Here is a 12,732-nt window from a genome sequence, read left to right as displayed (position 1 = left end):
TAAACACGTGCAGATCAAAACCATCAAAGCCTACCATGTCGTGCAGCCCTTCGTGGACGGGCCCTACCGCATGTCCAAGGGGCGTGTCGCCGATGCGTTCGACGCGGTGATCGTCGCCATCACCTCCGATAGCGGGCTGACCGGCTGGGGCGAGATGGCGCCGCTCGGCAATTTCTACTCGCCGGCCTTCGCAGCCGGCACGCGCGCCGGCATCATAGAAATCGCGCCGCATCTGCTCGGCCACGATCCCCGGGCCTTGGCCAGAATCGGCCGGCTGATGGACACGGTGTTCAAGGGCCATCCCTACATCAAGTCCGCGCTCGACATGGCGTGCTCAGATCTCGCGGCGCGCGCCGCCGACGTGCCGCTGGTCACGCTGCTCGGTGGACGCGAGAGCGAGACGGCGGAACTCTACAAGGTCGTCACCCATGGCACGGTCGACGCCATGGCCGCACTTGCCGAGCGCATCGTCAAGGACGGGTTTCACCGGCTGCAGGTCAAGGTCGGCGGCAACGTCCATGACGACATCGAGCGCGTCACCGCGGTCGCCGCTTCGGTGCCGAAGGGCACGGTGATCTTCTGCGACGCCAATGCCGGCTGGACGCCCTATCAGGCGCGCCAGTTCACTGACGCGACGCGGGCCATCGACTACACGTTCGAGCAGCCCTGCGCCACGATCGACGAATGCATGTCTGTGCGCCGCTCGCTCGACAAGCCGATGGTGCTGGACGAATCCGTCGCCTCGCTGGACGACATGCTCGACATCCACCGCAAGGGCGCGGCCGACGGGCTGACGCTGAAAATCTCGCGGCTGGGCGGCGTCACCAAGACGCGCCAGATCCGTGATCTTGCGGTCGACCTAGGCTTCATGATCACCGTCGAGGACACCGGCGGCGCCGAGATCGACACATCAGCGATGGCGCATCTGTCGCTGTCGACGCCGGAGGAGCGCCGGCTGCACGCCATCGCCTTCCACGAATGGGTGACGGTGCGCACCGCATCGAACATGCCGCCGGTCACGGGCAGCCGCATGGGCATTCCGGGTGGGCCGGGCCTCGGCATCGATGTCGTTCCCGACCTGCTTGGCGCGCCTTTCTTCGAAGTCGGCAGCTGAGATACCGGCATGCGCCGAGCATGCCGTCTCGGTCATCGCCGTCTGCATCCTAAAGATCACCGTCCTTCTCCGCTCCCTAAAGCGCGTCGCGTTGAAACGGATGCAATTGACGCGCTTTAAGCCTTTGTTTTTATGCATGCCGTTATCCCACAACCGCTGCGCACCTTTTGGGTGACAGGCACCATCTGGCTGCGCAGTCAAGCCGCATGCCGCGTCTCAAAATCGAAATCACACAATTTTGGGAAGGAGGCTGCCGAATTGCATGTTGAAATATTTTTCATTTGGAAATAGGAATGTTCAGAACGATGATCTCGACGCTGCGACGCGTCAGGAACTGGAGGAAGCGATATGGCCCATCCGCAATTTGCAGCGGAACTTTTGCAACGCGCTGAAAAGCAGGGACCGATCACTATCGGGCTTGCCGGCGCCGGGCAGATGGGCACCGATATCGTCGTCCAGGTTGCGCTGATGCCGGGCATGCGGATCGGCGCCATTTCCGAGGTCAGGCCGCAGGCGGCGATCGACGCAGCACTTCTCGCCGGCCACGACCGCTCCGACATCGTCCAGGCCGGCAATGCAGCGGCGATCGACCGCGCCATCGAGGCAGGCAAGATCGCGGTGACCGAAGACTTGCATGCGCTGGCGTCCGCCGGCCGCATCGACGTCATCATCGATGCAACAGGCAACCCCAACATCGGCACGCTGTTCGCGCTCGAAGTGATGAAGAACGGCAAGCACATCGTCATGCTGAACGTCGAGGCCGACATCACCATCGGCCGCTTCCTCAAGGAAGAGGCGCGCAAAGCCGGCGTCGTCTATACGGGTGCCGCCGGCGACGAGCCCGCCTGCACGTTGGAGATCATCGGCTTTGCCAAAAGCCTCGGCTTCAACATCATCGCCGCCGGCAAGGGCAAAAACAATCCGCTGAAGATCGACGCCATGCCGGCCGACTACGAGAAGGAGGCGGCCGAGCGCAACATGAATGCGCGCATGCTGGTCGAGTTCGTCGACGGCTCGAAGACGGCGATCGAGATGGTGGCGATCGCCAATGCCACCGGCCTGGTGCCCGACGTGCCGGGCATGCATGGCCCGACAGCAACGCTTGAGGAACTCGCCAGCGTGCTTTGCCCGCGCGAGGATGGCGGCGTGCTGCATCGCAAGGGCGTCGTCGACTATTCGATCGGCAAGGGCGTGGCGCCCGGCGTGTTCTGCATCATCGAGACCCGGCATCCGCGCGTGCTGGAGCGCATGGTCGACCTCAAGGTCGGCAAGGGCCCCTATTTCACGATCTTCCGTCCCTATCATTTGACCAGCCTCGAAGTGCCGCTGTCGGCGGCGCGCGCCGTGGTCTACAAGCGCGCCGACATGGAGCCGCTCGACCATCCGGTGGCCGAGGCGGTGGCGGTTGCCAAGAGCGACCTTGCCCTCGGCCAGTCGCTCGGCATGATCGGCGAGAGCGACTATCGCGGCTTCGCCATGACCTGGGAAGACGCACGCTCCCGCGGCGCCTTGCCGCTCGGTCTGGCCGAGCGCGCCAAGGTGGTCAAGCCGGTCAAGACCGGCGACTTCCTCACCTATGAAAATTGTGTACCCGACGATTCGATGGTGATAACCCAGATCCGCCGTCGTCTCGACCAGTCGGACGGGCGGTTCGTTACAAACGCAGCCTGACTCCACCGGATCACCGCCTGATGGACGATGTCGTAATCGGGATCGACGCCTCGACGACGGCCGTGAAGGCGATCGCTTTCACGCGCGATGGCGAGGAGCTGTTCCAGGCGCGCGAAGCCTATCCGCTCGCCAATCCCAAGCCCGGCCATTTCGAGCAGGATGCCGAACATTGGTGGACCGCACTGCTCGGTGCATTGAAGCGGGTCGCTGAGGCGGTGGGCGCTTCGCGCGTGGCGGCGATCTCCATCGCTCACCAGCGCGAGACTTTCACGCTGATCGATCATGCCGGCAAGCCGCTCATTCCGGCGATCTTGTGGCTGGATGAGCGCGCTCGCCCGCAAGTTATAAGGCTGTCGTCCGAACTCGGTCGCGAGGCGATCCGCGACTGGAGCGGCAAGCCACCGGACCCGACGCCCGCGCTCTATGCTGTTCGCTGGCTTGCCGAACACCAGCCGCAAGCGCTCGACGACGCAGCCGCAATCGTCGACGTGCATGGCTTCTTCGTCCACCGGCTGACCGGACATCTGGTCACCAGCACGGCAAGTGCGGATCCGCTCGGGCTGCTCGATGTCAAGAATGGCACCTGGCACCCTGAGCTCGTTGCGGCCGCCGGGCTGCGGCCGGACCAGTTGCCGGAGCTGGTCACGCCCGGCACGATCTGCGGTGGCCTTATTGAAAGCGTGGCCCGACTGACCGGCCTGAAAGCCGGCACGCCTGTCGTCGCCGGCGCCGGCGACGGCCAGGCGATGGGCCTCGGCATGGGGGTCTACGACGAAGGCAAAAGCTATCTTTCGCTCGGCTCGGGCGTCGTCAGCGGCTGCTATTCCCATGGGATCACGACATCGGACGCGTTTCGAACGCTGGTCTCGCCGACCGGCTCGGGATTCATGCTGGAGACCGTGTTGCGCTCGGGCATGCAGCTGGTCGACTGGATCGTTCGCACGACCGGTTCGCCGTCTGCCGCCGCACTTGAAAAAGCGGCGGTGGACGTTGCCGCCGGCAGCGAGGGACTGCTTGTCATGCCGTACTGGGCTGGCGTCATGAGTCCATATTGGGACGGCGCGGCGCGCGGCGCCATTGTCGGCCTGTCCTTGGATCATGAGCCGAAGCACCTTTTTCGGGCGGTTTTGGAAGGCATCGCCTTCGAGCAGGCCATCGCCAGCGAGGCAATGGAAACTCAAGCCGGCGGCAAACCGGCTGCGATGATCGCGGCCGGCGGCGGCACCAATTCGGCTCTGCTGATGCGGATCATGGCAAGCGTGCTCGAGCGGCCGCTCTCCGTCTCATCGGTCAACGAAGCCGCAGCACTCGGCGCCGCCATGCTGGCGGCTTCGGCGATAGGATGGTTTGCCTCGCCCGAGATTGCGGCCGAAGCTATGGCCACGCCCCCCACCAGGCATGTCGATCCCGTCGACGGCCTGATCTCCGGCTACCGCGCGCGCAAGGCGATCTACCGCGACCTCTATCAGGCGACGCGCGACATCCACGTGCGGCTTGGTGAAGTTGGACAAGTTTAGAGATTTTGACAGGTCGGAGACCTTTCGGACTCAGCCTTTGAGATGTCGGCGGGACAGCACCCCCCTCTGGCCTGCCGGCCATCTCCCCCGCAAGTGGGGAGATCGGCAGCTTCGACGCTCCGCCCGCTCCTGCAACGCTGGAGATTGGCAAAAGCGACTGAGCGCGCAATCTCCCTCCTTGCGGGGGAGATGTCCGGCAGGACAGAGGGGGGTGGGAAGGATCGCTACAGAGCAGAATTCTGCGCCGCTGTATTTGAGATCGGGCTCAATCTCGTTTCAACACAGTCGTTAAATCCACAGCGCAGCGATATCTAGCGGTTGAGCAGGCCCTTGGCCGCATCCTCGTCGGTGATCAGAACCGAAACCTTGGTGTTGGCGAGCGCCGCCCGCATGATGGCTATCTTTTCCTGCCCTCCCGAAACCAGGATGGCCGGGATGTCCGCCAGGTCCTGCAGCGGATAGGCGCAGACCCGGCGATTGACCTCATGATCGACGAGGCGGCCCTCGGCGTCGATGAAATGACATAAAATATCGCCAACCGCGCCAGCCGCCTGCAGCTCCTCGAGTTCGCTGGGCTTGATGAAGCCGTAATTGGCGATCGGGCTGTCGTTGGAAAACGATCCGACGCTGAGCACGGCGATGTTTGCCCGGCGCGCACGGAAGACGACGTCCTGAACGCTGCGCTGGCTCATGAAGGCGTCACGCTGCTCCGGCCTGTCGGCATAGACAGGCACCGGCAGCAAAAAGCACTCGGCGCCGATCTTTTCGGCGAATTCCCAAGCGCTTTCGGTGGGGTTGAGCGGCTGAGCGTGAGTGAGGCCGCCCAGCATGGAGACCACCGTCGTCCTGGCGATCGGCCGCCGCGGCAATTCATTGATGGCGAATTTCAGCGTGCGCCCCCAGCCGAGCGCGATGACATCGCCGGCATTCACGTTGTCGGCCAGATAGGCGCCCGCGGCATGGCCGATCATCAGCGGCGCGTTGCTCCGGTCGGCGGCCGACGGCACCACAACGGCCTGGCTGAGCCCGAAACGCTGCTTCAGAGCCTCTTCCAGCACCATGCATTCGACGACGCTGTCGCGGATGCGGAACTGGACGACGCCCTCCTCACGCGCGGCGGAGAGGATGCGATGCACCTTGATACGGCCGATGCCGAGGATCTCCGAAATCCTCTCCTGCGTCAGACCCTCGACATAATAGTGCCATGCGGCACGGGCCTTCAGCTCGACATCCGGGAAGCGCGAGGCCTTGTCATTCTCTATCATCGCCATCTTTTTGCCCTCCCGCGGTCGTCCGGATCTTTAGATGCCATTCAGATGGCATATCCGACCAAGCGACACGAAATCGTTCTGCGTGCCCAGGATTCAAGATTTAAGATATCGACAGGATAACGTCCACAACGCGAGATGAAAGCCAAATGGTCAACATTTACTTTGTCTTGGCCGTCCTGCCCTGCTCAAGCAGTTGGAATGAATTCGCAGGGATGAGACCGGACCTGAAACGCCGCATTTCGTGCTCTTCCGTAAGGCAACCCGCCTGTTGGCGCAAACCAGGGCGGAATGATGCCGCGGGCCTTGACAATTTTCCGATGAACAGTTTAGCTGAACAAAATTGCATACCAAAGATAAATTGTTCACAGGGAGGTGCCTGGTGAACAACGGCGAGCCGGCGACCCATCGCCGAACTGCTGGTGGAGGAGACAAAATGGCTGTGAGCAACGGTGCAAGCGAGTTGAAAGCCGGCCCAGGTGCGCAGGCCGCGGCGGGCGCGAAGCTTTCTGCCCTGTTCGCCGGGACCATGGGACCACTGATCGGGCTGGTGCTGCTGTGCCTCGCCCTGTCGCTGACCACCGACACGTTCCTGACGGTCCGCAACATCCTCAACGTGCTCGACCAGGTCACGGTGCTCGGCATCATGGCGATCGGCATGACGCTGGTCATCCTGATCGGCGGCATCGACCTGTCCGTCGGCTCCGTCCTGGCGCTCGCCGCCATGGTGATGGGTTTTGTCGCCCACCCCGACTATCTCAATCTCGGCATGCCCGCTGGGATCGTCACGGCACTTGTCGTTGCTGGACTTTGCGGTCTGGTTTCAGGCCTGCTTGTGACCGTCACCAAGCTGCCGCCCTTCATCGCCACGCTGGCCATGATGTCGGTGGCGCGCGGTTTCGCCAACATGATCACCGACGGCTCGCAGATCATCGGCTTTCCCGACTGGTTCACCAGCCTGTCGATCATTCGCCATTTCGGCTTCCTGTCGGTCACCGTCGGGCTGATGATCGTGCTGGCCATCATCTTCGCGATCTTCCTGAATTACCGCGCGACCGGCCGCAGCCTCTATGCCATCGGCGGCAGCGCCGAGGTCGCCAGGCTGTCCGGCATACCGGTCAAGTCGCTGACCAACTGGGTCTATGCGATCTGCGGTGTGCTGGCCGGGCTCGCCGGCATCGTGCTTGCAGCACGGCTCGATTCCGTCCAGCCGAGCTCCGGCTTCGGCTACGAGCTGGACACGATTGCGGCGGTGGTGATCGGCGGCGCCAGCCTATCGGGCGGCGTCGGCTCGATCGGCGGCACCGCCATCGGAGTGCTCATCATCGGCGTGCTGCGCAATGGGCTGAACCTGCTCGGCGTGTCGCCCTTCATCCAGCAGGTGGTGATCGGCGTCGTGATCGCGCTGGCGGTTGCCACGGACACATGGCGGCGCAGAACGCAATGAAGAATTCGCCCGGGTGTCCGGGCGAAAACGGATCGGTTGATCCGAACTGGGAGTTGTTCGGCCAAGGGCGCCGTGATGCGCCGGCGGGACAGATTTGAACATCAACGGAGGAAACACATGCTGACCAAACGTTCATTGCTGCTTGCTGCCGCGGCCGTCATTCCGCTGCTCGGATTGTCCGACATGGCCTCGGCCAAGGAGGCCAAGAAGCTTGGCCTTGCCGTCGCCAATCTACAGGCCGACTTCTTCAACCAGATCAAGCAGTCCGTCGAAGCCTACGGCAAGGAAAAGGGCATCGAAATCGTCACCGTCGACGCCAAGGGCGATTCGGCGACCCAGGTCAGCCAGGTGCAGGACCTGATCACGCAAAACATCGATGCGCTGATCTACATCCCGGCCGGCGCAACCGCCGCCACCGTGCCGACCAAGACGGCCAAGGCTGCAGGCATCCCGGTCATCAATGTCGACCGCAACGCCGACGGCGCGCCCGGCGACACCTTCATCGCCACCAACAGCGTGGCATCGGCCAAGGCGGTTTGCGACTACATCGCCAAGCAGGCCGGCGGCAAGGGCGAGCTGATCATCATCCATGGCCAGAAAGGCACGACGCCCGAGGTCGACCGTTCGAAGGGCTGCGGCGAAGCGCTGAGCGCCTATCCCGACATCAAGGTGGTCGGCGAGCTGTGGAGCGAAGGCTGGCACCAGGACGAAGGCTTCAAGCTGACGCAGGACCTGCTGCAGTCGCATCCCGACGTCTCGATCGTCATCGGCCAGGCCGACGCGCTGGCGCTCGGTGCTGCACAAGCGGTCAAGGTCGCCAATCCCGGCCACAAGGTCTGGGTTGCCGGCTTCGACGGCGACGTGGCGGCGCTCAAGGCACTAAAAGGCGGCGTCTTCGACGTGACCGCGACGCAGCAGACACAAGGCATGGGGCGGCTTGCCGTCGATGCGGCGATCAAGCTGGTGGCCGGCGAAACCGTTGCCGCAGAACAGCTGCAGGACGCGACGCTGACCACCAAGGACAATGTCGATCAATTCATCGCCAAGCATCCCTGACAATCGGTAGCGGAACGATGTCCTTGGATCCCAGCCATACGCAGACCCCCCATCTGGGGCTCTTCGTCAGCGGCCTCTGCAAGAGCTACGGACCGGTCCAGGTCCTGGCCGATGCGAGCTTCGAGGTGCGACCGGGAGAGGTCGTGGCGCTGCTTGGAGAAAATGGTGCGGGCAAGTCCACCGTTTCGAACATCATCGCCGGGTCGATCAAACCCGATGCCGGCAGCATCACATGGCGGGGGAAACCCTATTCCCCCGCCTCTCCCGCCGAGGCCATCGACGCAGGCGTCGGCATGATCCACCAGGAGCTGAAGCTGCTGCCGGATCTGTCGGTGGCCGAAAACGTCTATGTTGGGCGCCTGCCGATGCGCGGCGGCCGCATCGACCGCGCGGCAATGAATGCGCAGGCATCGGCGCAGCTGAGGCGCCTCGGCCTCGATGTCTCGCCGGAGCGCAAGGTGCGCACGCTGCGCATCGCCGCCCAGCAGCAGGTCGAAATCGCCAAGGCGCTGACGCTCAATGCCGAGCTTCTGATCTTTGACGAACCGACGGCAGCGCTTGGCAGCGAGGAGACGGAGCTGTTGTTCAAGCAGATCCGCAAGCTCAAGGCGGAAGGCATGTCCTTCATCTATATCAGCCACCGGCTGGACGAGATCGCTGAGATCGCCGACCGCGTGGTGGTGATGCGCGATGGGCGCATCGTCGCCCGGCACGAGCGCGCCGACATTCCGGTGCGCACCGTGGTTGAGCAGATGGTTGGCCGCAGCGTCGAGCGGATGTTCCCGCCGCTCTCGGAGCCGGGCAGCGAGGCGCTGCTCGAAGTCGAGAACCTGTCCTCGCCGGAACGCAGTTTTCAGAATGTCAGCTTTTCGGTGCGGGCCGGCGAAATCCTCGGCATCGCCGGGCTGATCGGCGCCGGCCGCACGGAGCTGGTGCGGGCGATCGCCGGCGCCGATCCGATTTCGTCGGGGTCGGTGCGTGTCGCCGGCAAACCGGTGCACCTCAATGGTCCGGCGGCGGCGATCAAGGCCGGCGTCGTGCTGGTGCCGGAAGACCGCAAGGCGCAAGGCGTGGTGCTCGACCAGACCATCGGCGAGAATCTGGCGATCGGCAATTTCGACCATGTCGCGCCGAATGGCTGGGTGTTTCCAAGGGCGGTGCAGAAATTCGCCGAGGCCGGCATTGGCCGGCTCGGCGTCAAGGGCCGGCCTAACCAGGCGATCAGCAAGCTTTCCGGCGGCAATCAGCAGAAGGTGATCATCGCCAAATGGATTTCACGGCCGCCCAAGGTGTTCATCCTGGACGAGCCGACACGCGGCATCGATGTCGGCGCGCGCGCGGCGATCTACGATGTCATCGCCGACCTCGCCCGCTCCGGCATGGCGGTGGTGGTGGTGAGCTCCGATCTCGAGGAAGTGCTCGGCTTGTCGCATCGCGTGCTGGTGCTTAGCCGTGGCCGCCAGCGCGGAATTCTTGACCGCAGCGAAGCGAGCAACGTCGCCGTCATGGAACTTGCCACAAGCTAGGACGTAACCAGCGATCGGGGAATCGGAACAAAGCGCAGCAGGTGATACCCTCCCAAGCACCGGACCGCGCGGGGCGCCAGCCAAGACTGGCGCCCCTTCCTCCTAGGCGGCACCGGCGGCTCAACAGGGAACATTTCGATGAAATTATTCGATCTTCATGGGGACGTTGCTCTCGTCACCGGCGCCGGCAGCGGCATCGGGCAAGCGATCGCCATCGGCCTGGCCGAAGCCGGCGCCGATATCGCCTGTTTCGGCCATGCCTCGAAGGGCGGGCTGGACGAAACCGCGCACAGGATCTCGGCGCTTGGCCGCAAGGCGTTGGTGCTGACCGGCACGGTGACTTCAGAGGCCGATCTCGCGGCAGCGATCGAACGCACGGAGAAGGAACTCGGCGCGCTGACCATCGCCGTCAACAATGCCGGCGTTGCCGCGGCCGAGCCGGCCGAGACACTGTCGCTGGAGAAATGGCAGAAGCTCTACGACGTCAATGTCAGCGGCGTGTTCCTGTCCTGCCAGGCCGAAGCGCGCGCGATGCTGACGCGGCGCAAGGGCTCGATCATCAACATCGCCTCGATGTCGGGCTCGATCGTCAATCGCGGCCTGACCCAGGCGCATTACAATTCATCCAAGGCCGCCGTCATCCACATGTCGAAGAGCCTTGCCATGGAGTGGGCCGATCGCGGCCTGCGCGTCAATGTCGTCAGCCCCGGCTATACGCTGACGCCGATGAACAAGCGGCCGGAGGTCGCCGACCAGGTCAGGATCTTCGAGCGCGATACACCAATGGGGCGCATGGCGGCGCCGGAGGAGATGGTCGGGCCGACCGTGTTCCTGGCCAGCCGCGCCTCGAGTTTCGTCACCGGCATCGACCTGATCGTCGATGGCGGCTTCGTCTGCTGGTAGGAGAGAAAATGCAGAAGCGATTTGAAGGTAAGACGGCAGTCATCACCGGCGCCAGCGGCGGCATCGGTGCGGCCATGGCCAGGCGCTTCGCGGCGGAAGGTGCTGCGGTCGTCGTCAGCGCCATCGACCCGCGCGTCGATGAGGTCGCTGCCGGACTGAAGGCGGAAGGCGCCAAGGTCGCATCACTGCGCATGGACGTGACCAAGAAGGACGAGGTCGCTGCCCTCTACGATCTGGCCGAGCAGCAATTCGGCCGCGTCGATATCTCCGTGCAGAATGCCGGCGTCATCACCATCGCCAGGATCGAGGCGATGACCGAGGCCGAATGGGACAAGGTGATGGCGGTCAACACCAAGGGCGTGTTCCTGTGCTGCCAGGAGGCGATCGCGCGCATCCGCAAGCATGGCGACGGCGGCCGGCTGATCAATACCGCCTCCGGCCAGGCGCGGCAGGGTTTTATCTTCACGCCGCATTATGCGGCGTCGAAATTCGGCGTCGTCGGCATCACCCAGAGCCTCGCCAAGGAAGTGGCGAAGGAGAAGATCACCGTCAACGCGATCTGTCCCGGCATCATCGACACGGACATGTGGGCCTACAACGACGCGGCATGGGGCAAGCTGATGGGCGACTACAAGCCGGGCGAGCTGATGGCCGAATGGGTGAAGAACATCCCGATGGGCCGCGCCGGCAGCGGCGAGGATGTTTCCGGCCTGGTCAGCTTTCTGGCCAGCAACGATGCGGCCTATATCACCGGTCAAACCATCAATGTCGATGGCGGCCTGATCATGTCGTGAGGATACTCGGACGGCTGCGCCCGTTCGAATTTCATAATGTTTCTTGCTTGAGCATCGGATTATCCGAAAACCGCTTCACACTTTTCGGTCTGATGCCCTGACCGCATTATGCGTTGCGCGACATGAACGTTGGTATATATAATTTCATCTCATGAAAATGGCTTCGGTGATTGCCGACAGCGACATCATAGGACCTTGATGGCTCGCAAGCTTGAGGGCGCCGCAAGACCGGCGATCGATCCGCGGATCACTGCTTCGGCAGCACGGCAGCCATGACGCGACCCGTCCCGCACGACATCTTCATCGAATTGGGCATCATTCCGTCTGCGCCGGCAGCAATGTGGTGCCTATGGCCTTGCGCAACGACCAGCTTTTCCAACACAATCAAAAAAAGACGAGAAGAAGGGAACGAACGATAACTTCCACCAGAGCTTGACAGGAGAACAAGCATGTCACTGCGGAGTATGATTTCGAGACTATCAATGGGAGCACTAACACTTGCCGCGGCAAGTGCACTGACGCCTTCGGCCCAGGCTGCGGCGCCGGAATCCAACGATCCGATCAAGATCGCGCTGTTCGACTGGACCAGTGTCAATCTGAACGCAAAGATCCTCGGCGGCATTCTTGAAAAGCTTGGATACACGGTCGAGTACCCGACCGCCGACTATCTCTCCAGCCTGACCACCGGCCTCACCAATGGCGACCTCTCTGTCGCCATGGAATTCTGGGACACGACGGCCGGCGAAGCTATGAAGGCCTCGGATGCGACCGGCCAGACCGAACGCCTCGGCAAACTTGGGCCCAAGGCCAAGGAAGAATGGTGGTATCCCGAATATATGAAGGAGAAATGCCCCGGCTTGCCGAACTGGGAAGCGCTGAAGGACCCGAAATGCGCCGAGGCATTCTCGACGGCCGAAACGGCGCCGAACGGCCGCTATCTCGGCGGCCCCGTGACATGGGAAGGCTTCGACGACGAGCGTGCCGCGGCGCTGAAGCTGCCCTTCACCGTCATCCATGCCGGTACCGATGCGGCGATGTTCGCCGAATTGGAATCGGCCTACCAGCGCAAGGCGCCGATCATGCTGTGGGTCTATTCGCCACATTGGGCGCCAGCCAAATACAAGGGCGAATGGATCGAATTCCCCGACCATACGGCGGAGTGCTACGACGATCCGAAATGGGGCGTGAACCCCGAGGCAAAGTATGACTGCGGCAAGCCGCATGGCGAGATCTGGAAATACTCCTGGGCCGGCATGAAGGACAAATGGCCGGTCGCCTATAAGGTTGCGAAAAACTACACGGTCGACACCGACGAGCTCAACAAGATGAGCGGCGAGATCGATCTCGAAGGCAAGACGCCGGAAGACGTCGCTGCTGCCTGGATCGCCGCCCACGAAGCCGATTGGAAAGCCTGGGCCGAGTGATCGTTCCAACTG

The 12,732-nt window shown here is 63.1% G+C and carries 10 protein-coding genes; 9 read left to right on the top strand and 1 reads right to left on the bottom strand.

The window, feature by feature from the left end; all coding sequences use genetic code 11:
• Positions 1-7 precede the first annotated feature (7 nt).
• From RPG13_RS12775 to RPG13_RS12765, 3 genes are all read left to right on the top strand, one after another.
• On the top strand, positions 8-1,114 hold the full coding sequence (locus tag RPG13_RS12775; protein ID WP_337125162.1) for a mandelate racemase/muconate lactonizing enzyme family protein: 1,107 nt from the start codon (positions 8-10) through the stop codon (positions 1,112-1,114).
• A gap of 348 nt (positions 1,115-1,462) precedes the next feature.
• Positions 1,463-2,785: an NAD(P)H-dependent oxidoreductase gene (locus RPG13_RS12770; protein ID WP_337125161.1), complete on the top strand. Its 1,323-nt coding sequence runs from the start codon at positions 1,463-1,465 to the stop codon at positions 2,783-2,785.
• Positions 2,786-2,805: 20 nt separating this feature from the next.
• Entirely contained in the window at positions 2,806-4,302 is a 1,497-nt protein-coding gene (locus RPG13_RS12765) for a xylulokinase (RefSeq protein ID WP_337125160.1), read from the top strand.
• 311 nt (positions 4,303-4,613) lie between these two features.
• On the opposite strand, the gene RPG13_RS12760 is transcribed toward RPG13_RS12765, so the two are convergent.
• Positions 4,614-5,573: a sugar-binding transcriptional regulator gene (locus RPG13_RS12760; RefSeq protein ID WP_337125159.1), complete on the bottom strand. Its 960-nt coding sequence runs from the start codon at positions 5,571-5,573 to the stop codon at positions 4,614-4,616.
• Between the two features lie 433 nt (positions 5,574-6,006).
• Between RPG13_RS12760 and RPG13_RS12755 the strand changes: the two genes are divergently transcribed.
• The 6 genes from RPG13_RS12755 to RPG13_RS12730 all read left to right on the top strand — a co-directional run bounded on the left by RPG13_RS12755 (position 6,007) and on the right by RPG13_RS12730 (position 12,720).
• Positions 6,007-7,017 carry an ABC transporter permease gene (locus RPG13_RS12755; protein ID WP_127205096.1) on the top strand — a complete coding sequence of 337 codons (1,011 nt, stop codon included), beginning with the start codon at positions 6,007-6,009 and terminating at the stop codon, positions 7,015-7,017.
• A 117-nt stretch (positions 7,018-7,134) separates the two neighbouring features.
• Positions 7,135-8,073, top strand: a complete 939-nt coding sequence (locus RPG13_RS12750) for a sugar ABC transporter substrate-binding protein (RefSeq protein ID WP_127205097.1) — start codon at positions 7,135-7,137, stop codon at positions 8,071-8,073.
• A 17-nt stretch (positions 8,074-8,090) separates the two neighbouring features.
• Positions 8,091-9,599: a sugar ABC transporter ATP-binding protein gene (locus RPG13_RS12745; RefSeq protein WP_337125158.1), complete on the top strand. Its 1,509-nt coding sequence runs from the start codon at positions 8,091-8,093 to the stop codon at positions 9,597-9,599.
• Between the two features lie 138 nt (positions 9,600-9,737).
• Entirely contained in the window at positions 9,738-10,502 is a 765-nt protein-coding gene (locus RPG13_RS12740) for an SDR family oxidoreductase (protein ID WP_126103342.1), read from the top strand.
• An 8-nt stretch (positions 10,503-10,510) separates the two neighbouring features.
• Complete coding sequence (locus RPG13_RS12735) at positions 10,511-11,296, top strand: SDR family oxidoreductase (protein WP_337125157.1); 786 nt, start codon at positions 10,511-10,513, stop codon at positions 11,294-11,296.
• 449 nt (positions 11,297-11,745) lie between these two features.
• Positions 11,746-12,720 (top strand): ABC transporter substrate-binding protein, encoded by a 975-nt coding sequence (locus RPG13_RS12730; protein WP_095483901.1) that lies wholly within the window; start codon positions 11,746-11,748, stop codon positions 12,718-12,720.
• Positions 12,721-12,732 lie beyond the last annotated feature (12 nt).

Origin of the sequence: Mesorhizobium sp. ISC15, assembly GCF_037162615.1 — a bacterium.
Classification (GTDB): Bacteria; Pseudomonadota; Alphaproteobacteria; order Rhizobiales; family Rhizobiaceae; genus Mesorhizobium; species Mesorhizobium mediterraneum.
This window is presented reverse-complemented; position numbering and strand designations above follow the sequence as displayed.

Coding starts and splice junctions, on each gene's coding strand:
- RPG13_RS12770 (WP_337125161.1), top strand. CDS start 1,463: ATGGCCCATCCGCAATTTGCAGCGGAACTTTTGCAACGCGCTGAAAAG.
- RPG13_RS12765 (WP_337125160.1), top strand. CDS start 2,806: ATGGACGATGTCGTAATCGGGATCGACGCCTCGACGACGGCCGTGAAG.
- RPG13_RS12760 (WP_337125159.1), bottom strand. CDS start 5,573: ATGGCGATGATAGAGAATGACAAGGCCTCGCGCTTCCCGGATGTCGAG.
- RPG13_RS12755 (WP_127205096.1), top strand. CDS start 6,007: ATGGCTGTGAGCAACGGTGCAAGCGAGTTGAAAGCCGGCCCAGGTGCG.
- RPG13_RS12750 (WP_127205097.1), top strand. CDS start 7,135: ATGCTGACCAAACGTTCATTGCTGCTTGCTGCCGCGGCCGTCATTCCG.
- RPG13_RS12745 (WP_337125158.1), top strand. CDS start 8,091: ATGTCCTTGGATCCCAGCCATACGCAGACCCCCCATCTGGGGCTCTTC.
- RPG13_RS12740 (WP_126103342.1), top strand. CDS start 9,738: ATGAAATTATTCGATCTTCATGGGGACGTTGCTCTCGTCACCGGCGCC.
- RPG13_RS12735 (WP_337125157.1), top strand. CDS start 10,511: ATGCAGAAGCGATTTGAAGGTAAGACGGCAGTCATCACCGGCGCCAGC.
- RPG13_RS12730 (WP_095483901.1), top strand. CDS start 11,746: ATGTCACTGCGGAGTATGATTTCGAGACTATCAATGGGAGCACTAACA.